The sequence below is a fragment of the Streptococcus sp. STR1/CE/0325 genome (assembly GCF_055386095.1).
On sequence record NZ_AP045018.1, the window covers coordinates 527,650 to 548,803 of the forward strand.

Here is a 21,154-nt window from a genome sequence, read left to right on the forward strand (position 1 = left end):
TCATTATTTTCTGAAAATCTAAGAAAGCTTATAGAATAAGCGTTTTCTCGGGGGGGGGGGGGGGGGGGTAAAAAGTTGTTTTAAAAGTACAGGAAAATGTTGACAATAAAAATAAAAGGCGTTAAAATATCTTAATGAGTGTGATAGATTGATGTTTGTCAATCTATTTTTATCACACGCAAAATTTTGAAGTAAGGAAGTACAAATGGTCAAGAAAACAAACCGTAAACGGCGCACCGAGAACATGTTTGACAAACAATTTGTATTCTCGATTCGCAAATTTAATGTCGGAATTGCTTCAGTTGTCATTGGAGCAAGTGTTTTTTTAGGTTCTCAAGTCAATGTGGCATCAGCTGACACCTTGGTGTCTGAAGATCCTGCCACCTCAGCAGCGAAAACAACCAGTCTTGTGAAGGATGAGGCGCAAACAGATCCAGCCTCACCAGTAGCATTGGAAGAAAAAACCACTACAAATGTGGAATCAGTAGAAACTCCTAGCCAAGAAGTGGCTAAAAATGAAACAGCAGAAGTCGCAACTGCACCAGTGCAAAACGCTTCAAGTGCAGCATCAGTTGGAGAGGAAAATCCCTCTAGCGCTACACCTGTCGCAGAAAAGCAAACGATTGCTGAAAAACCAGAAGAGACGGTGTCAGTGCTCTCTATTGATGCCAGTACTGGACTACCAACCAGTGCAGCAAGAGCAGCTCTAACAGAAGCAGAAACGACAAATCCAGTTGTTGGTGAGGACAGAAGTGTCTCAACAGATGCCCCAACCACCACGCCAACAGGCCGTTTCTTTGCCGTAGAAGCCAGTGCAGAAGAGGTCAAGGTTGCCAACTGGAAACAATTTATCGAAGCCTTTGCTAGCGGCGCTTCTGTCATTCGTTTAACACATGACATCTTGGCGCCTGGAAGTCCAAATGATGCGACAGCAGGTATTCGAGAAGGCGTGATTGCTTCTGGAAGCGATATTACAAACGGAAATACCAACTCAACTAATACAGGCTCAACAGCTGGTGTTGACCGTACCCTTTTAATCAATGCCAATGGTTCAAACGTGACCATCAAAGGGGATGATCAATTCCTTGACCTGCGTTCCTTCACGCTAAAACCAGTTGGGACAGCGCCTTGGAACATCACTTTAGAGGATGTTAAGCTCAATACCGCAAACTCTAAGGGAGCTTTTGACCTTTCTGGAACAAGCGGACACAACACGGTGACCTTTAAGAATGTCACAGCACAAGGGTCATCTCTCTACGGTGGTGGCGGTGATACAGATGTTATCATCGAAGGAAATACCAAGTCAACGGTTAGCGACTCTTATAGTAACTCTGATGGAACCAACCAATACGTTCAAAAGAACGTAGGTTCTGCAACATCGACGCCAAATGCGACCACCACTCAAAATAGAGAACGTCGTGAAGCCAATATCCACGATGCCAAATCGGTGACCGTTGCAGAAGGAGCTAGCTTGACACTCAATCGTTCATCTATTGGAGATGCGATTAATCTGCCAGACGGTTCTAAGATTGAGGTGAAAGACACTGGTAGTTTGACCATCAATATGAATACCGACAATGAGACAGATAGTATTCGTTACCATAATGCGGCGATTTTCATGCCGACAAGTGGAACGATTACAACGGGTCGTGATTCAAAATTGACCATCAATTCTAGCATTGGTCAAGGAATTTCCATTGGTGTCAAACGTCCGTCAGATACCATTACAGAATCTGATCGTTACGGCGGTTACGGTGCTTGGAATACCAGCAAACAAAGTGGTTCGCAAGCGGATGTTACTATCGGTAAAAATGCGACCTTTAATCTAACGGGTCGTGATGGGATTGTCGGTGGACACAACTTTAACTTTGTCACTGATGAAGGGGCCACTGTTCATTTTGAAAATAAGGGACGTGGAACAGCCTTTGACCTAGGGGATGATTCTCATCTCATCTTTGGCAAGCACTCGACCAATACTTTCCATTCAGATGGTAAAGGAAAATCAAAACAATATCCAAGCCCATCTGGTTCTTATGATGGTTACAACTACATTGGAGTTAACGAAGATGGAACCATTGTGGTTGATGAATTTGCGACTTTCCGTGTTCAAATGGATAATCGGGGAGACAATGACTGGGATGATGTTATCTCGCTTGATTCTAGAACTGGAACCAAGACCGATCCGCTTTTTAAGGCTAATAAGGGAAGTATCGTTGATATTCGTGATGACAACTCTAACTATTATGCCGAGTTGATTTCAGTGCCGCTTGGTAACAGTAAAAACGTCACCTATCAGTTCAATAACCCTCTCTTTGTTTCTTTCTTGCGTTATACCAAATCAGACGGTGTTTCTGTCGGTGATATTGAAGGGAAATTGCCAAAGAGCATTCCTCAGGGAAATAACCCAGAATCGATCGCGCACGGAAATATCTTGTATGTTTCTGCTAAAAATAAAGCAGATGGCGCAAAGATTGAGTTTAACGGACCAGAAGGAACTCAAGACGGAACTTATACCGTTTACTCACTTAACCAAGATGGGACGAAAAAGGATCAAGATAAGATTAGCTCAGTTTGGACTAACATCCAAAGTGGAGATCTAAGCATCGCTGGTTTCCAAAATGGAGCTGTTCCTGAAATCAATCCAGCAGACGCTCTGTCTGATCCGACTCTTTCTTCATCTGGTAGTGTTTCTGCTTCTGATAAGCAATACGGTATTGACCCTGTTAATGAAAACCGTCAAAATATCTGGATTTCAAATGGAACAGTGATTGCGCCAACAGCGATACATACCAACACCATTCGCTATGAATTTGAAGATGGATCACCAGCCGTTGATGATGAAGGCAATGAAATCAAAGATGTGGTGCAGGCTTCTGACTGGGAACGTAAGATTGAGTCAGGTATTGACTTGCAACGTTTCTTGAATACCTTGAAAACTAGCCAAGTCGCTAATGGTGACCAATTCTTAGAGGCTTACTCTAAAGCACGTTATGTGGTTAGAGATATTAATGGTGACGGAAAAGCCGATACAGGATGGGTACTTGATGGCACGGTCAACACGACCAAAACCTACGATACTGTGACCTCTCCTGTCCTAAAAGGCTACGTAGCAGTAATCAAAGACACCAACGTTCCAAACTTAAAAGAAGATATTGGAACCAGTGGTCGGGAAATCACAGCAGAGTTAACCCCTGCTGATATTACAGACACCATTACCACAAAAGATGCTGAAGGCAACACCATCATTTCAGACTCTTACTGGAAAGATTTCTCTGATACTGGTTTTATCAATAACTATGAAACAGTCGTTGTCTATAAACGTGTTCAAAAAGCTGCTATTGACTACGTAAAGGTATCTGAAAAAGATGGTAGCACAGAAGAGCTCGTTCTTCGTACCGATACGGTCAATGGAGCAACAGGTCAAAGCATCAATTACTCAACAGCAAACCGCATTAAAGAATTTGAAGATGCCGGTTATGAATTGGTGAAAGATGGCTTTACCGATGCGAGAATTCCAGATCCAGAAGATCCAAGTAAATTAATCAATCCTAAGTTTGACGACAAGGATGATGAAAATAACATTTCTCAAGTTTATAAGGTCACTCTCAAAGAAAAGGTTACGCCAGTTGATCCAAATGACCCAAATAAACCATGGCCGCCAATCATTCCTGAAAATCAACGTGAAGCCTTGACAAAAGAAGTCACTAGAACCGTTCATTACAAGTATAAGAGCGATGATTCTACGGCGCAACCAGATGTGACGCAAAGCATTACCTTTACGAGAACGGCAAACGTCAACTGGGTAACCAAGGAAGTGACTTATAGCGACTGGGTAGCTAAGGATAACCAAAACAGCTTTGCTGAGGTGAAAACACCTGCTATTTCTGGATTTGTCGCTGATAAGGCAAGTGTTGCTGAAAAGACTAACGTCACTCCAGAAACAGCTAACAGTGATGAAACGGTTTATTACAGCAAGCTCGGAAGCTGGATTCCTAAGGTGCCAGAAGGGGAAACACCTGTTAACCCAATTCCTTATCCAAATGATCCGAGTGACCCAACCAAACCAGGAACACCAGAAAAAGGTATCATTCCAAATATTCCAGGTTACACACCAGTTGGACCAAATGGTGAGAGCCTCACACCAGTAGATCCAAGCGATCCATCTAAGGGCTACAATCCTCCAGCTATTCCAAAAGATCCAACCAAGGATCAAGAGATTACCTATAAAGCAGCGGAACAAAAGGCAGTGATTACCTTTATTGACGGTGGTTTAAATGGTGATGGAACAACGCCTCTTCAAAGTCCAGTGACTGTTGTTGGTAAGGCTGGTGAAAAGAGCACTTATAGCCCGATTGAAACGATTCAGGACTATATTAATAAAGGGTATGAGCTAGTGCCAGAGCGTAGCGATTTCCCAACAGATGGCATTACCTTTGATGATAAGGATGATAGCCAAGGTGCAACGCAAAACTATACGATTGTATTGAAGCCAGTGCTTGTTCCAGTTGGACCAACCGATCCGAAAGATCCAAATCAACCGATTAATCCAGACAATCCAAATGGACCAAAATGGCCAGAAGAAGCTGGTCAAGTGGCTAAGGATGTGACCTCTACTATCCACTATGTGGATAAGGATGGCAATCCAGTTGCCACTGACAATGTTCAAACGGCTAAATGGACACGCACTGTTACGGTGGATAAAGTGACTGGTCAGGTGGTTTCAAGCACAGATTGGACCAGTGATAAACCATCTTATGAAGCGGTGACATCACCAGTTGTGACTGGTAAGGTGGCAGATAAGGCGCAAGTACCAGCTAAGACGGTGACACAAGATGATTTGACCGAGACGGTTGTCTATAACAATCTTGGTAAGATTATCCCAGTGGATCCAAATGGCAATCCAATTCCAAATGTGTCAACTCCAACCTACAACAACGATCCAAAAGATCCAAGTAAGGGTGGCGAAACCCCAACTCCAAGCATTCCAGGCATGACACCAAGTGTGCCAAGTGTGACACCAGAAGATCCAACCAAGGATACTCCAGTGCCATACACACCAGTTGTGAACCAACAAAAAGCCATTATTAATTATGTGGATGATGCAGATGGTGGTAAGGTGCTTGATAGCGATACAGTGCTAGGTGAAGCAGGTAGTCCAATTAACTACTCTACTGCGGCTAAGATTGCAGAACTCGAGAAGAAGGGCTACGTCGTGGTAACTGATGGATTCACACCGGGTACGACATTTGATAATGATGGTACGAAGGATCAAACCTTCACGGTTCACCTCACTCATGCGACTGAGCCAGTTACCCCAACGGATCCGAAAGAACCAGGAAAACCAATCAATCCAGACAATCCAAATGGGCCAAAATGGCCAGAAGAAGCTGGTCAAGTGTCTAAGGATGTGACCTCTACTATCCACTATGTGGATAAAGATGGCAAGCCAGTGGCAGATGACAATGTTCAAACGGCTAAATGGACCCGTACGGTAACCGTGGATAAGGTGACTGGTCAAGTGGTGTCTACGACTGACTGGACTAGCGACAAGCCTTCTTACTCTGAAGTAACCTCACCAGTCATCACTGGTAAGGTAGCCGACAAGGCTCAAGTACCTGCTAAGACCGTCACGCAAGAGAACTTGACCGAAACGGTTGTCTATAACAATCTTGGTAAGCTCATCCCAGTGGATCCAAACGGCAATCCAATTCCAAATGCACCAACACCAACCTACAACAACGATCCAAAAGATCCAAGCAAGGGTGGTGAAACGCCAACACCAAGCATCCCTGGCATGACGCCAAGTGTCCCAAGTGTGACACCAGAAGATCCAACTAAGGACACACCAGTGCCATACTATCCAGTTAAAAATGAGCAAAAAGCCATTATCAACTATGTGGATGATGCCGATGGTGGTAAGGTGTTACATAGCGATACAGTGACAGGTGAAGCAGGTAGCCCAATCAACTACTCAACTGCAGCTAAGATTGCAGAGCTAGAGAAGAAGGGTTACAAGGTCGTAACGGACGGCTTCACACCGGGCACTGCCTTTGATAATGACACCAATGTGGATCAAACCTATACTGTTCACCTCACTCATGCGACAGAGCCAGTTGGACCAACCGATCCGAAAGATCCAAATCAACCGATTAATCCAGACGATCCAAATGGACCAAAATGGCCAGAAGAAGCTGGTCAAGTGGCTAAGGACGTGACCTCAACTATCCACTATGTGGATAAAGATGGTAATCCAGTGGCAGATGACAATGTTCAAACCGCTAAGTGGACCCGTACGGTAACCGTGGATAAAGTGACTGGTCAAGTGGTGTCTACGACCGACTGGACCAGTGATAAACCGTCTTACCCTGCTGTGACGTCTCCAGTTGTGACAGGTAAGGTCGCCGATAAGGCGCAAGTGCCTGCTAAGACCGTCACGCAAGAGGACTTGACCGAAACGGTTGTCTATAACAATTTCGGTAAGCTCATCCCAGTGGATCCAAACGGCAATCCAATTCCAAATGCACCAACCCCAACCTACAACAATGATCCAAAAGATCCAAGCAAGGGTGGTGAAACCCCAACACCAAGCATCCCAGGCATGACGCCAAGTGTCCCAAGTGTGACACCAGAAGATCCAACTAAGGACACACCAGTGCCATACTACCCAGTGGCAAGCCAACAAAAAGCTATCATCAACTATGTGGATAGCTCAACTGGTCAAACCCTAGATTCTGATCAAGTATCTGGTGAAGCAGGTCGTCCAATCAACTACTCAACCGCAGCTAAGATTGCAGAGCTAGAGAAGAAGGGCTATGTCTTGGTAACGGATGAGTTTACACCAGGAACTGCCTTTGACAATGATGCAACCAAGGATCAGACGTTTACCGTCACCCTCAAGCCGGGAACGACACCAGTCACTCCTGACAATCCAAAAGATCCAAATCAGCCAATCAATCCCAATAATCCAAACGGACCAAAATGGCCAGAAGAGGCTGGTGAGTCTGGTGTGAAACGTGTGATTACACGCACCATCCACTATAAGGACAAGGCAACTGGTGAGACTGTGCATACGGATGCGACAGACAGCGTGACCTTCACGCGTACGCTTGTGATTAACAATGTGACGGGTGAGATTATGAGTTCAACCCCTTGGACAGCTGTTGATGGCGATACCACCTTTGATGCGGTGATCTCACCGATTGTCAAGGGCTACTACTTGGTTGATAAGGCGCAAGCTAGCATCGGTGCTGTAACAGGTCTGACAGAAAACAGTACCAACCAAGAAGAAACGGTTTACTATGCCAAACTTGGAAACTGGGTACCAAAAGTTCCAGATGGTGTGACGCCAATCAATCCATTGCCATACCCAGATCCAACCCCAGCAGATCCAAGTCAACCAGGTAATGATAAGCCAGTAATTCCATATGTGCCAGGCTATGTCCCAGTTGGACCAGACGGAAAACCACTTCAACCGGTTGATCCTAAAGATCCAAACAAGGGCTACATTCCACCAATGCCAGTGGAACCAGGTAAGGATATTGACGTGCCTTATGTGAAGGATGCACAAAAAGCAACGGTCACTTTCATTGATAGCAGTACAAACAAAGTTTTGGATACTATTTCATTGACAGGTGTATCTGGTCAAAAGAGTGATTACAGCCCTCAAATGACCATCGAGGAGTATCTCAAGAAAGGCTATGTCCTTGTGAATAACGACTTCCCAGCGGATGGTTTGACCTTCGATAACAAGGATGACAGCAATGGCGTGACACAAAATTACACCGTCACCCTCAAGCCGGGAACGACACCAGTCACTCCTGACAATCCAAAAGATCCAAATCAGCCAATCAATCCAAATAATCCAAACGGACCAAAATGGCCAGAAGAGGCTGGTGAGTCTGGTGTGAAACGTGTGATTACACGCACCATCCACTATAAGGACAAGGCAACTGGTGAGACTGTGCATACGGACGCGACAGACAGCGTGACCTTCACGCGTACGCTTGTGATTAACAATGTGACTGGTAAGATTATGAGTTCAACCCCTTGGACAGCTGTTGATGGCGATACCACCTTTGATGCGGTGATCTCACCGATTGTCAAGGGCTACTACTTGGTTGATAAGGTGCAAGCTAGCATCGGTGCTGTAACAGGTCTGACAGAAAACAGTACCAACCAAGAAGAAACGGTTTACTATGCCAAACTTGGAAACTGGGTACCAAAAGTTCCAGATGGTGTGACGCCAATCAATCCATTGCCATACCCAGATCCAACCCCAGCAGATCCAAGTCAACCAGGTAATGATAAGCCAGTAATTCCATATGTGCCAGGCTATGTCCCAGTTGGACCAGACGGAAAACCACTTCAACCGGTTGATCCTAAAGATCCAAACAAGGGCTACATTCCACCAACGCCAGTGGATCCAGGTAAGGACACAGATATTAACTATGTCCCAGTGAAACCAGTTCAGCCACAGCCAAAACCAGAGGATCCAAAACCACAACCGGTTAGTCCTGCTAACCCAAGTGCTCCTAAGGAAGAAACACTTCCAAGAACAGGGGAAACAAGCAGTGATTACTCTATCTTAGGTGTGACAGCCCTAGCGGCTAGTCTAGGACTTATCCTTGTGGCAGGTAAAAAACGCAAGTCTGACGAAGCCTAAGCAACTTTGTTGAAGAACAGGTAACTGTACATAGGAAAAGAGGAGAGAATCGTTGATTCTTCCTCTTTTTTGTATGCAGAAAATCCAAGAGATAGCAGTATGAAAATGGCTAGATAGTTGATTTTATGATATACTAACTCTAAGAAAATATAGAAAGGTCGAGTGAACATGGCTAGGCGAAAAGATTCAGATAGTGGCTTGGGTTGCTTAATTGTTGGTGCCTGTGTCTTTTTTATCATTGGCATGATTATCACTTATTGGTACATTGTTTTACCGATTGCAGGGATACTTGTTTATCTGATTTATGGCAGGAGGATTGAGGGGTATCTGACGCAGCGCTCTAATCAGCAGTTGGAGGATTTGTTTCATCGGATTGAAGAGGGGCATCAAAAGTTGGTTTATCTTGTTGTGGAAGGTCAAGATGATAAAATCCCTCAAATAGCCTATCGATTATTGGAAGATTTGGGGCAATTAAGGGAAAAGTTAGACCGCTTACAAGACAAAGTGAGTGCGGAAGTTTATCAAAAAGGTCTTCGCTTGTTACGTTTGCAAAGAGAGGTCGAAGATAGTCTGAATCTCAAACGCCAAACACCAGAAGAAGCCGAAACCAGCGATGATTTAGAAGTGAGCATTGCAAGACTTGCTCCTGAGATCAAGGACGTTTATCAAAATGTGCTAAAGGATCATAAGGAGATTTTGAAAAAAATCGAAGAGCTTGATGGCAATAGAACCCAAGAGTTGGTGGCGCAACACATGATGAGAATGGAGCATTTCTACCATTTGCTCAGTGGCTATCTAGAGATTAAGGAAGCACCTAAAAACTATTACCATGCCGAGGAAAAGTTGGCTGAAGCGAGAAAAGCCATGGCTCAGTTTGATGAAGATTTGGATGAATCTTTGCGCCAGTTGAATGAAGAGCGCTTGAGTGACTTTGAAATTAGTCTTAGAATGTTAAAGAAAGAAGGACAAAAAGATGAGTGAGTTTCAGTTTGATATTGATGCTCTAGCAGGTTCTGTGACGCAGAAGGTGGATAAAACGACAGAAGTGATCACGAAAATGGAAGACCCAAAAGAGGAATCCTTGTCCTTTTTGTTGACCCTAACACCCGAGCAACAAGACAGCATTAGAAACCATGCGCCCCAGTTGGTGGACCGTTTTATGGCGGATCAAAATGCGCTTCTGGAGTTTGGAAAAGAAGCGATCGAGGAGGTCAACTTGACTTCTCAGCGCCTTTTATCCGAAAATAGGAAATTAGCCATTCCTCAGGTGGATGACATCTTTGTGCAGGTCAATCGTGAGTTGCTTGGCTTTGTGGGTAAGTACAAAGAAGCAGATGTGGCAGAGCTGGAAAAGAAACCAGGCTTCTTCCAAAAGTGGTTCCAAAAAGGAAAAGCCAATCTGCAAGAGTTTCAACTGGCTTCTCAGTCTATTGAAAAGAAACTGGATCATTTGGCTGCCACAGCCGTTAAGCAAGAGGATGCCTTAGCGCGCAACATCATCTCAGCAGAGCGCTTGATTGAGGACAATACCAAGTCTATCGAGAACTTGGTCGGGGTTATCGCCTTTTTAGAAGCCAGCCAAGAAGAGAGCAGCAAGCGTGCCAAAGATTTGCAGGAACAGTTGACCCAGTACGACCCACATTCGCCAGATTATCATAAGCTGGCAGAGGAGTTGTCACATGTGTCTGATATTATTGGTTTACTGGAACAGCAGCGCTCAGAACAGCTCAGCCGTCTCTATGTGGCTTGGGCGACGACCCCTAAGATGAGAAATCTGATTAAGGTTTCTTCAGACAGCAAGCTAAAACTTGCTCTTCTACGCCGCAATACCATTCCGACCATGAAGTTGACCCTAGCTCAACTCGGTATCATGCAGCAATCTAAGAAGGCAGGAGCCACAGCTGAGGCCATCGTCAATGCTAATAACGCAGCGCTGCAACTCTTGGCAGAAACCAGCAAGGAGGTCATCCCACAGATGGAGCGGTCGGCTCAGATGCCAACCTTGTCAGTGGAGTCTGTTTCTAAGCTGGCAGACAGTATCGTAGCGCAAAATAATGGCATTATCCAAGCGATTGAAGAAGGCAGACAAAAACGAAAAGAACTGGAACAAACCATTGTACGCTCTGCACAGGTAATCAATGATTCTAGCCAATTGCGGGACCAAAAGATTGTTCAAGCGATTTTGGAAGAAGGTAAAGAAAGCCAAAACGAGCTGGAGTAAGACAGTAACTAAAAAGACGAAGCACTTCAGGTGCTTCGTCTTTTGTTTAATCAAGTCCAATCAAATAATCGCTATCTTGCATGGCTTCAACGGTTCCAAGGAGATAACCATTTCCCACCTGACTAAAGAAGTCGTGGTTGCTGGTCCCAGTTGAAATGCCGTTCATGACGATGGGGTTGACATCTGCTGCGGTATCTGGAAAGAGGGGTTCTTGCCCTAGATTCATGAGCGCCTTATTGGCGTTGTAGCGTAAGAACGTTTTCACTTCTTCGGTCCAGCCAACAGGGTCATAGAGGTATTCGGTATAGGCGGCTTCATTTTCATAGAGGGTAAAGAGCAGGTCGTACATCCAGTCTTTGAGTTTGGTTTGCTCTTCTTCTGTTAACTCGTTAAATCCTAGTTGGAATTTGTAGCCGATATAGGTTCCGTGGACGGATTCGTCACGGATGATGAGCTTGATGATTTCCGCTACGTTAGGGAGTTTATTATTACCGAGATAGTAAAGTGGGGTGAAAAAGCCAGAGTAGAAGAGGAAGGTTTCTAAGAAAACACTGGCCACTTTCTTCTCAAGGGGGCTACCGTTTTTATAAATCTCATTAACGATTTCTGCTTTTTTTTGTAGAAAAGGATTTTCAGAAACCCAAGCAAAAATCTCTTCAATCTCAGACTTGGTATTGAGGGTCGAAAAGATGGAAGAGTAAGACTTGGCGTGAACGCTCTCCATAAATTCGATATTATTTAAGACTGCTTCCTCGTGGGGGGTTCTCACGTCTTTTTTGAGTTGGGACATGCCACTTTCTGACTGGACGGTGTCAAGTAGGGTGAGACCACCGAAAACTTTTCCGACCAGATCTTTTTCGACCGCTGAAAGTTTTCTCCAGTCGTCAAGGTCATTTGATAGGGGGATACGGGTATCTAACCAAAATTGTTCGGTTAGTTTTTCCCAAGTGGATTTATCAATGGAATCTTCAATTTCATTCCAGTTGATGGCGTTATAGTAGGTCATGTGTTCTCCTTGAGTCAGGTTTTAAACAGGTTTTAGTACATGGTGCGACCAGATTTGCTCTTATTTGGGATTTCTTGGATGCTGTCCCAGTGTTCGACAATCTTTCCATTTTCATCAAAGCGGAAGAAATCCATCGTCACATACTCTTTGTTGTCAGGCTCTCCCCAGATTTGATGGGTGTGAAGAGCCACCAAATCGCCTTCAGCGATAGCTCGGACAAACTGAACGGATTTATCAGGATATTCTTTTTTCATCCGATTAAAATAAGCGATAAAACCAGCTGTCCCATCTTCAACGAAAGGGTTATGTTGCAGATAGTGCTCGCCAACATAAGTGGCGACTGCTTTTTCGGGATTGCCGTCAAAAGCCATTTGGTAAAATTGAATGGCGGCTTCTTTGTTCGTTGTTAAATTTTGCATATATTCTCCTAAATTACACAGCTCTCACATTGGTTTGAGCCGACTTCTTCTCCGTCATCTGTGAAGGTACGGATATAGTAGATGGACTTGATGCCCTTGTGGAAGGCATAGTGGCGTAGAATGGAGAGATCACGGGTGGTTTGCTTGACTTCGGTCTTCCACTCATAAAGGCCAGAAGGGATTTCACTGCGCATAAAGAGGGTCATCGAAAGGCCTTGGTCCACATGCTTGGTCGCTGCAGCATAAACATCGATAACCTTTCTCATATCCATATCGTAGGCAGAGGTGTAGTAAGGGATGGTATCCGTTGAAAGCCCGTGAGCTGGGTAATAGATTTTTCCGATTTTCTTTTCTTGACGTTCTTCGATGCGTTGGGTAATGGGGTGAATGCTGGCAGAGACATCATTGATGTAGCTGATAGAGCCATTTGGGGCAACAGCCAAGCGATTTTGATGGTAGAGTCCATCTTTCATGACGGCATCTTTTAGCGCCTCCCAGTCCTCTTTTTGAGGGATAAAGTGGTCTTTGAAGAGGTCTTTGACTACCTCTGATTGTGGCACTACTGGATTAGTGATGTAGCTATCAAAATAGCTACCATCTGCATAGCGAGACTTCTCAAAGTTAGTAAAGGTCACACCACGCTCATGAGCAATGGCATTTGACTCCACCAAGGTCCAGTAGTTGAGGAGCATAAAGTAAATATCAGTGAACTCAATAGACTCAGGGCTACCGTATTCGATATGGTGTTTGGCAAAGTAACTGTGAAGCCCCATAGCTCCAAGCCCAATGGTATGGGCTTCTTTATTACCATGTTTGATGGTTGGGACGGCATCGATTTCAGACGAATCTGTGACGTAGGTCAAGGCACGAGTCATGGTTCTAATAGAGCGTCCAAAATCAGGGGAAGTCATCATATTGACCACATTGGTTGATCCCAAGTTGCAGGAAATATCGGTTCCCATCTTGACAAATTCTTGTTGGTCGTTAATCTCACTTGGTTTTTGAACCTGTAAAATTTCAGAACAGAGATTGCTCATGATAATCTTGCCGTCAATGGCACTGGCTTTATTAGCTGTATCGATATTGATGATATAAGGGTAGCCAGATTCTTGTTGTAACTTAGACAGTTCTGTTTCTAAGTCTCTTGCCTTAATCTTTTGCTTGGTGATTTTGGGATTAGCCACTAATTCATCATATTTTTCAGTAATGTCAAGGTAGCTAAATGGGACACCGTATTCGCGTTCGATCGAATAAGGGCTAAAGAGGTACATGTCTTCGTTGTTTCTTGCGAGTTCGTAGAATTTATCTGGAACCGTGACCCCAAGAGAAAGGGTTTTGACCCGAATTTTTTCATCGGCATTCTCTTTTTTGGTGGACAAGAAACTGAGAATATCAGGATGGAAAACGCTGAGATAGACCACACCAGCCCCTTGACGTTGTCCCAATTGATTGGAGTAGGAGAAACTGTCCTCAAAGAGTTTCATGACAGGGACCACACCACTAGCAGCTCCCTCAAAACCTTTGATGGGTGCTCCTGCTTCACGCAGATTGCTAAGGGAAATACCAACACCTCCCCCGATACGAGAGAGCTGGAGGGCAGAGTTGATGGAGCGTCCGATAGAGTTCATGTCGTCTGTCACTTGGATGAGGAAACAAGAGACCAACTCCCCACGTCTACTGCGTCCTGCATTTAAAAAGCTAGGAGTTGCTGGTTGATAACGCTGGTGAATCATCTCTAGCGCTAGTTGCTTAGCGAGGGCTTCATCCCCATCAGCAAAGTAGAGAGCATTAAAGAGCACGCGATCTTCGATACTCTCAAGATAAGCTGTTCCATCATTGGTTTTTAGCGCATATTGTTGGTAGAACTTGTAGGCTGCCATAAAGGACTGAAAACGAAAATTCTGTTTTTTCAACAAGTCCGCTAAATGGCTGATGAAATCAGGAGTATATTTTCCTATAAAGTCAGACTCGATGTAGTCGTGCGTGATGAGATAGTCAATCTTGTCTAGGGTGCTCTCAAATGAAACAGTATTTGGAAGCACGTTTTCATGAAAGAAAGCCTTTAGGGCTTCTTTATCCTTATGAAGGGGAATTTTACCGTCAACAGGACGGTTGATTTCGTTATTGAGGCGAAAATAAGAGACATCGCCAAGATCTTTAAGACTCATGTGATAATAATCCTTTAACAAATAGCACATCTTCTGTGGTGCCGTTGAACTCAAATTCGTAGAGCACAGGAAGATGGTAGAGTTGGGCATAGCGACGGGCGGTTTTACAAAATTCAGGACCGAAATTGCGATTGCCAGAACCGATAAATCCTAGACAGTTGGCGTGGGCTTCTTCTAAAAAGTCGTCCACAAGGGCCACATCCTCCTCATCATAGCTTGGGACAAGCAGAATAAAGGGGGCATGCAATTCTGGAAAGTCTTGGTTGGGCTTTAGTTCAATAGCACTTTGTTCGAGCCCCAGCTTGTCGCAAAACCTCCGGCACTGACCTGTTAGTGAAAAAAAGACGAGTGGTTTCATAGGAGTTCCTTTAGTTTTTCAGGTTGAAAACCAGAAAAAACGACATCGCCAGCTTCAATGACAGGCGCAGCGCTAAAACCAAGCGCCTTGACGTGCTCGATATACTCAGGCTGTTCGTCTAAATTGATTTCGGTAAAATCGGCTTTTGCCTCTTCAAGAAATTTCTTTGTCATGCGGCATTGCATGCAGTTGTTTTTAGAAAAAACTGTGATAGCTGTCATCGTCTTTTCTCCTTACTTTTTTAAAATTACTAACCTATGATACCCAAAAATCTCAAAAAAGGCAAGAAGAAAAAAACAAGAAAAACCCCAATATCTTGTGTTACCATTTTCAAAAAACCACAATATATAGTGGTGACGCAGGTTTTAAGACTTTCATTGGTCAGAGAAGAAAGGAGAAGGAAAATCAGATGGAAAAGAAAAGGAAACAAAATGGTTTTCCATTCAAGAAAGGTGAGTTCTTGCTTGATAAAAAAATTGCAATGTGCTATAATGGTCAGTGTAAGGGTTATCATCAATAAGTTTGATAATCCGATAAAAGATTACAAATAAAGGAGAACCATTATGGCTTCAAAAGATTTCCACATTGTGGCTGAAACAGGAATTCACGCACGTCCTGCAACTTTGCTTGTTCAAACAGCAAGCAAATTCTCATCAGATATTACTTTGGATTACAAAGGTAAAGCAGTTAACCTTAAATCTATCATGGGTGTTATGAGCCTTGGTGTTGGTCAAGGTGCTGATGTGACTATCTCAGCAGAAGGTGCAGACGCAGACGAAGCACTTGCAGCAATCGAAGAAACAATGACAAAAGAAGGACTTGCTTAATATGACACATATGCTTAAAGGAATTGCAGCATCTGATGGTGTTGCCATTGCTAAGGCATATCTATTGGTCCAACCGGATTTGTCATTTGAGACTGTAACAGTTTCAGATACTAATGCAGAAGAAGCTCGTTTGGATGCCGCTCTTGAGGCTTCACAAAACGAGCTTTCTCTTATTCGGGAAAAAGCCGTAGATACCCTTGGTGAAGAGGCAGCAGCCGTTTTTGATGCTCACTTAATGGTACTTTCTGACCCAGAAATGATCGGTCAGATTAAAGAAACAATTCGCGCCAAACAAGTCAACGCAGAAAGCGGACTAAAAGAAGTCACAGATATGTTTGTGACTATCTTTGAAGGCATGGAAGACAACCCTTACATGCAAGAACGTGCTGCGGATATTCGTGACGTGGCAAAACGTGTGCTCTCTCATCTTCTTGGTGTAAAATTACCGAACCCTGCAACAATTAGTGAAGAGTCTATCGTGATTGCACATGACTTGACACCGTCTGATACAGCGCAGCTCGATAAACGCTATGTGAAGGCTTTTGTGACCAATATCGGTGGACGCACCAGCCACTCAGCGATCATGGCACGTACGCTTGAAATTGCAGCGGTTCTTGGAACCAACAACATCACTGACTTGGTGAAAGATGGCGACGTTCTAGCGGTTAATGGTATCACTGGTGAAGTGATCATAAACCCAAGTGAAGAAGAAATCGCTAACTTCAAGGCAGCTGGCGAAGCTTACGCTAAACAAAAAGCGGAGTGGGCACTGTTGAAAGACGCTGAAACCGTGACAGCTGACGGCAAGCATTTTGAATTAGCTGCTAATATCGGTACTCCAAAAGACGTTGAAGGCGTGAACGACAACGGCGCTGAAGCGGTTGGTCTTTACCGGACTGAGTTCTTGTATATGGATTCTCAGGACTTCCCAACAGAAGAAGAACAATATGAAGCCTACAAGGCTGTTCTTGAAGGCATGAATGGTAAGCCAGTTGTGGTTCGTACCATGGACATCGGTGGAGATAAGGAACTTCCTTACTTTGACCTTCCAAAAGAAATGAACCCATTCCTTGGTTTCCGTGCCCTTCGTATCTCTATTTCAGAGACAGGAAACGGCATGTTCCGTACCCAACTTCGTGCCCTTCTTCGTGCGTCTGTTCATGGTAAATTGCGCATCATGTTCCCAATGGTGGCTCTCTTGACAGAATTCCGTCAAGCTAAGGCTATCTACGAAGAAGAAAAAGCAAAATTGCAAGCAGAAGGTATCCCAGTAGCCGATGATATCGAAGTGGGTATCATGATTGAAATCCCAGCAGCAGCTATGCTTGCGGATCAATTTGCTAAGGAAGTAGATTTCTTCTCTATTGGAACCAACGACCTTATCCAATACACGATGGCAGCAGACCGGATGAATGAGCAAGTGTCTTACCTCTATCAACCTTATAATCCATCTATCCTTCGTTTGATTAACAACGTTATCAAGGCAGCACATGCAGAAGGTAAATGGGCAGGTATGTGTGGTGAGATGGCTGGTGACCAGATGGCTGTGCCACTTCTTATGGGGATGGGCTTAGATGAGTTCTCGATGAGTGCGACATCTATCCTTCGGACACGTAGCCTTATGAAACGTCTTGACAGTGGCAAGATGGCAGAACTAGCTAACCGTGCACTGACAGAATGTGCAACCATGGAAGAAGTTCTTGAACTGGAAAAAGAATACGTTGACTTTGATTAGTCACAAAAAAAGTTTGGAAATCATTGATTTCCAAACTTTTTTCTTTTGAATGACCTTAGTCGGCTGACTTTTCAGCGAGGAGTTTTTCGATGATCTCAATGACAGCAGGGGTCGCGATTTCTGGCGGGTTTTTATAGATGGTGTCTTGGATCAAGTGGTAGCTGAGTGCTTTTAAGTCGTCAAATTGGCTCATGTTTCTTCTCTTTCTAATGGATAAACTTTCGCCTTATTATATCATGAGAGCTTGATGGTATCAAGCAACAAAGTAAGAGCCGGCTTTAGTCAGTGTTGGTTAGCTTCTTTTTTCTTAGGCTAGTCAGAGAGAAGAAGGATAGGACAATCCCCATGAAGGTGAGTGCTTGGTTCTTGTCTCCTGTTTTTGGTAAGCTGGTTTGCGGTTTGGCAAGATCTGCTTGTTTGTCGTCCTTGTTAGAAGGCATCAAGAGTGAATGAGAGCTGAGGGCTTGTCCTTTGGTATGAACCGGTTTTAAAGCGACATACTGGTAGGATGGTGTGACAGGAAGCTTAGGAGTTGTGGTATCTACTTTTGTCACCACTAGGTTGACTTGTGTCAATCCAGCTGAGAGTTGGGCAATCTCTCCTGATAGGTGAGAAGTGGTATAACCTTTTGGTAGCTGTGTCAACTGATAGGTGAGCATTTGCTCGGATAAGGCGGTCATGTCAATTTGACCCGCTTGATTAGAGCGGTAATGGTTGACTTCGCCGTTGATGCTAAGAGCTATCTCAACATTTGAAAGAGGAGTGTGGTTTTGATCCAAAATGGTAAAGCGCACTTGAGCGACTGGGATAGGCTCTAACTTAGCGAGCTGGCTGCCAAAGAGGCTATTGGATAACCAACGATAGAGATGCACAGGATGGAGGCGGTTAGCTGGGTTACCAGCGTAGATAAAGAGGGGCTGATCTTGATAGTGACCAAAGATAGCGACAGTCTTACCTGCGAGTTGTTCGTGATTTGGCCACCAACCTGCGATATAAAAATCTTTGTCCAGGATAGATGCCAGTGGTTTAAAGCCAGCTGGTATTTTTTCAATCCAGTTGCCAGAGTTGGAGTAGAACAGATCATCTTTGAGATAGCCACTCGTCATCGGATTTTGGTCGTCGAGTTGGATTTTAATCAAACCTTCGTAATCGTCACCGCCTTCAAATTGTTCAGCGTCAAAGCCATCTAAGACCTTGAGTTCTTCGAGGTGTTGGAGGGCTGAGCCACCTGTGATAATGGTTGGCTTGTGACCTAAAAGAGAAGCATCAAATTTATTGTCCTCAAGGACAATAGCGTCTGCCTCATCAGGAGAAGAAACGATTTCAAATCCCATTTGTTTGAGGGCTAGCGCTGCGTTTGATGTGAGGGCAAAATCCCCTGCCCAGCTGAAGTGATGAGATGGTGAATAAACCTTAATCGGTTTTAAGCTCTCTCCAACTGGTTTTTGGTAGAGGGGGGTGCCGATTAGCGCGTGGTCGTTTAGCAGTTGGGCAAAGGTCTTGGTGGAAACGATGAAACCATCGTCTGTTAAATAGACTTTTTCTCCCTTAGAGAGGGCTTGGTTGACCGCCAGAACAGCTTCTTTAGAATTGTTGGCAATGATGTAGTAAGGCGCTTTTTGCTCTACTCGGCTGGTTTTAGGAGCGGCTTTCCAATCCACGTCCGTTAGTTTACCATCAAAGAGGTGATCCTTAAAGACAGCTGTGGCTTTAAAGCCGCGCATAGCTGGGAAGTTGACCACCACTTCTGCATACATGGCTCCCCAAGCGGATTCGTCAGAACCTGAGTAGAGGACATGGTTGGCAAAACCACGTTTGGCTTGCGCCATATCAATGACGAGATCACCTTTTTTAAAGCCTTGGGTGTCCTTGCTTAATTCTTTGACGATGACACCGTTGCGTTTAAAATAGTCAATCATATTAAAGGCTTCTTGGGCATCAATGCTTGGGTCAAGTGTCATGGGAATGATATAATAGTTCGGGAAGAATTTAGGGTCTTGTTTTTTGAGACGTCCGACAATCTCGCCATTAGGTCCGACCAGTTCGTTTTCAGCTTTTGGGTCTTCGATTTGATGAATGCCTCTGGAGTAAAATTGGAGTCTAGCTTTCATGAGTTCCTTGATATGGGTGCTCAAGTAGTGGATACCGCCCAAGACAGCATGAAAACCAGCTTGATAGGAGGCTTCATTTCCCTCAGGGATTTCAATGGTATGACCTAAAATGCCGTGATACATGGCATAGACGGCAGTATAGCCAGAAAACGAGTCATCCCAACCTTCTCCCCAGTTGATTTTAGGAATGATAAAATGATTATATTTGGAATTGGAAATCCCTGTTTGCCCCATTTCTTGAGCATTTTCTAGCATGAGGTCAGCAAATAAATCATACTCAAAATTCGGATCGTGCGGTGGTGTTGCAGGTTCAATAAGAAAATCCTTGATAAAGCCGTGAATGTCAAAGACAGCAATGGGATTCCACTTGTTGATTTGTGTGACGATGGCGCGTGTTTCTGGATTATTTTGATAGCCCGTGTCACGGTTAGGGTCAAGCCCATTGATGAGAGTTCTGGTATTGGCAACATCGCCATCTGGATTTTCAGTGAAGTCAAAGAGGAAGATAAATTTTTTCAGAAGCTCTTGAATATCAAGATGAATGGTTTGTTCTTGCCCATCTTTATCGGTTAGCTGATAATCGAGGCTGTTTTTGGTGGCAAAAGCTTTAAATAGACCGGTGACGATATCGATTCCCGGTTGTTCATCAGCGTGGGTATTATTGATGAGAATAGGAAGTTTCCCGTCAAATTGTCCTTTTTCCAACGCATCAAGAAGCTGGTCAGGTTTGCTCAACATTAAAGGCGTAGTTTCTTTGAGATAGTGTTCCAAACTGTCCTTGTCTTGAGCGATAATTCCCATTTTAATGTCTCGGTTTTGCGCACTGATGCCGATAGTTTCGAGTTGCACCAGGCGGTCTTGTGGGGCATGTTGTTCGATGTTTGTGATTTCAGCTAGCATTTCATCATGGGTATGAAAATCTTGATAAGGTCTAAAAATCAAAGGTTTTGTGATGAGGATCTTGCCATCGTCGTCACTACCTTTTAAGAGGTGCTCCCCTATCCAGTGGCGATAGGTTCTCCTGATATTGCTTGGGGTGCGCATGCTGAGGTCCTCACCAAAAAGGGGCTGAAAATCAAAGGCAATTCCTAGGTCTGCCTTATCTTTTTCTTTTCCTGCTACGACTCCAACAAAAGGTTCGCCGCTAAAGTCTCCTGCTTTAAGGTTCCAAGTACGCCAATCTTCGATAGGAGAGTCGTCCAAGGTCCAAGATTTCGTCTTTTCAAAAATCTTGGTTGGAATGGTATCGATGGTTGTATTGTGCTCAGACATGTAAATGGTCGAAGTAGGCAAGACGATGGTTTCATCTGTGGTAGCCAAAAGGTCTTCTTCTGGTTTGTTAGTAGGCTCTTTGGCATCCAAAGAAGCTATTTGAAGCGTAGTCTGCGTGCTTATTTGTGAATCTAAGGTGTTTGTTCTCTCTTGATTTGATGTGACTTGGGTGGTTTCTGGCTGACTTTGGGGCAGAACACTGGTATCAGCTAGGACTTGGGATTGACTGACGACAACAGCAGAAAGGATAGCTGAAGCGATTAGCAACTGGTTGAGCAGTTGTTTTTTGGATAAGATTTTCATAAGAACCTCTCCTAATATAAAATAATTAAATTGTATCCGATTACATTTTATCATTATTGAAGATAGAAAAAC

The 21,154-nt window shown here is 44.2% G+C and carries 12 protein-coding genes; 5 read left to right on the top strand and 7 right to left on the bottom strand.

What is annotated here, in order from left to right; genetic code table 11:
* Nucleotides 1-205: 205 nt before the first annotated feature.
* The 3 genes from ACZ49W_RS02690 (at nt 206) to ACZ49W_RS02700 (ending at nt 10,883) form a co-directional block, all read left to right on the top strand.
* Nucleotides 206-8,662, top strand: a complete 8,457-nt coding sequence (locus ACZ49W_RS02690; protein ID WP_464813798.1) for a mucin-binding protein — start codon at nt 206-208, stop codon at nt 8,660-8,662.
* A gap of 168 nt (nt 8,663-8,830) precedes the next feature.
* Nucleotides 8,831-9,643 (top strand): hypothetical protein, encoded by an 813-nt coding sequence (locus tag ACZ49W_RS02695; protein WP_464813799.1) that lies wholly within the window; start codon nt 8,831-8,833, stop codon nt 9,641-9,643.
* Nucleotides 9,636-10,883 carry a toxic anion resistance protein gene (locus ACZ49W_RS02700; RefSeq protein ID WP_464813800.1) on the top strand — a complete coding sequence of 416 codons (1,248 nt, stop codon included), beginning with the start codon at nt 9,636-9,638 and terminating at the stop codon, nt 10,881-10,883. The genes ACZ49W_RS02695 and ACZ49W_RS02700 overlap by 8 nt, the downstream gene beginning before the upstream one ends.
* A 46-nt stretch (nt 10,884-10,929) precedes the next feature.
* On the opposite strand, the gene nrdF is transcribed toward ACZ49W_RS02700, so the two are convergent.
* Genes nrdF through nrdH form a run of 5 tightly spaced genes read right to left on the bottom strand, consistent with a single transcriptional unit; the run spans nt 10,930 to nt 15,055 of the window.
* A complete protein-coding gene (gene nrdF, locus ACZ49W_RS02705) occupies nt 10,930-11,889 on the bottom strand; it encodes a class 1b ribonucleoside-diphosphate reductase subunit beta (protein WP_464813801.1) in 960 nt (319 codons plus the stop codon).
* A gap of 32 nt (nt 11,890-11,921) precedes the next feature.
* Entirely contained in the window at nt 11,922-12,308 is a 387-nt protein-coding gene (locus ACZ49W_RS02710; RefSeq protein WP_464813802.1) for a nuclear transport factor 2 family protein, read from the bottom strand.
* A gap of 8 nt (nt 12,309-12,316) precedes the next feature.
* Nucleotides 12,317-14,476, bottom strand: coding sequence for a class 1b ribonucleoside-diphosphate reductase subunit alpha (nrdE, locus tag ACZ49W_RS02715; RefSeq protein WP_464813803.1), 2,160 nt, complete (start codon nt 14,474-14,476; stop codon nt 12,317-12,319).
* Nucleotides 14,466-14,834 carry a class Ib ribonucleoside-diphosphate reductase assembly flavoprotein NrdI gene (gene nrdI / locus ACZ49W_RS02720; protein WP_464813804.1) on the bottom strand — a complete coding sequence of 123 codons (369 nt, stop codon included), beginning with the start codon at nt 14,832-14,834 and terminating at the stop codon, nt 14,466-14,468. Before nrdI ends, nrdE begins: the two co-directional genes overlap by 11 nt.
* Nucleotides 14,831-15,055 carry a glutaredoxin-like protein NrdH gene (gene nrdH / locus ACZ49W_RS02725; protein WP_464813805.1) on the bottom strand — a complete coding sequence of 75 codons (225 nt, stop codon included), beginning with the start codon at nt 15,053-15,055 and terminating at the stop codon, nt 14,831-14,833. The genes nrdI and nrdH overlap by 4 nt, the downstream gene beginning before the upstream one ends.
* 342 nt (nt 15,056-15,397) lie before the next feature.
* Here nrdH and ACZ49W_RS02730 point away from each other — a divergent pair, with 342 nt between their 5' ends.
* Nucleotides 15,398-15,661 (top strand): phosphocarrier protein HPr, encoded by a 264-nt coding sequence (locus tag ACZ49W_RS02730; protein WP_464813806.1) that lies wholly within the window; start codon nt 15,398-15,400, stop codon nt 15,659-15,661.
* Nucleotide 15,662: 1 nt separating this feature from the next.
* Nucleotides 15,663-17,396, top strand: coding sequence for a phosphoenolpyruvate--protein phosphotransferase (ptsP, locus tag ACZ49W_RS02735; RefSeq protein ID WP_464813807.1), 1,734 nt, complete (start codon nt 15,663-15,665; stop codon nt 17,394-17,396).
* 55 nt (nt 17,397-17,451) lie between these two features.
* Here ptsP and ACZ49W_RS02740 read toward each other — a convergent pair whose 3' ends face one another.
* Entirely contained in the window at nt 17,452-17,589 is a 138-nt protein-coding gene (locus ACZ49W_RS02740; RefSeq protein ID WP_464813808.1) for a hypothetical protein, read from the bottom strand.
* Between the two features lie 85 nt (nt 17,590-17,674).
* Nucleotides 17,675-21,082, bottom strand: coding sequence for a M14 family metallopeptidase (locus tag ACZ49W_RS02745; protein WP_464813809.1), 3,408 nt, complete (start codon nt 21,080-21,082; stop codon nt 17,675-17,677).
* Between the last annotated feature and the right edge of the window lie 72 nt (nt 21,083-21,154).

What these genes read in the sequence shown, in the direction of transcription:
- ACZ49W_RS02690 (WP_464813798.1), top strand. Translation starts at nt 206, where the DNA reads ATGGTCAAGAAAACAAACCGTAAACGGCGCACCGAGAACATGTTTGAC.
- ACZ49W_RS02695 (WP_464813799.1), top strand. Translation starts at nt 8,831, where the DNA reads ATGGCTAGGCGAAAAGATTCAGATAGTGGCTTGGGTTGCTTAATTGTT.
- ACZ49W_RS02700 (WP_464813800.1), top strand. Translation starts at nt 9,636, where the DNA reads ATGAGTGAGTTTCAGTTTGATATTGATGCTCTAGCAGGTTCTGTGACG.
- nrdF (WP_464813801.1), bottom strand. Translation starts at nt 11,889, where the DNA reads ATGACCTACTATAACGCCATCAACTGGAATGAAATTGAAGATTCCATT.
- ACZ49W_RS02710 (WP_464813802.1), bottom strand. Translation starts at nt 12,308, where the DNA reads ATGCAAAATTTAACAACGAACAAAGAAGCCGCCATTCAATTTTACCAA.
- nrdE (WP_464813803.1), bottom strand. Translation starts at nt 14,476, where the DNA reads ATGAGTCTTAAAGATCTTGGCGATGTCTCTTATTTTCGCCTCAATAAC.
- nrdI (WP_464813804.1), bottom strand. Translation starts at nt 14,834, where the DNA reads ATGAAACCACTCGTCTTTTTTTCACTAACAGGTCAGTGCCGGAGGTTT.
- nrdH (WP_464813805.1), bottom strand. Translation starts at nt 15,055, where the DNA reads ATGACAGCTATCACAGTTTTTTCTAAAAACAACTGCATGCAATGCCGC.
- ACZ49W_RS02730 (WP_464813806.1), top strand. Translation starts at nt 15,398, where the DNA reads ATGGCTTCAAAAGATTTCCACATTGTGGCTGAAACAGGAATTCACGCA.
- ptsP (WP_464813807.1), top strand. Translation starts at nt 15,663, where the DNA reads ATGACACATATGCTTAAAGGAATTGCAGCATCTGATGGTGTTGCCATT.
- ACZ49W_RS02740 (WP_464813808.1), bottom strand. Translation starts at nt 17,589, where the DNA reads ATGAGCCAATTTGACGACTTAAAAGCACTCAGCTACCACTTGATCCAA.
- ACZ49W_RS02745 (WP_464813809.1), bottom strand. Translation starts at nt 21,082, where the DNA reads ATGAAAATCTTATCCAAAAAACAACTGCTCAACCAGTTGCTAATCGCT.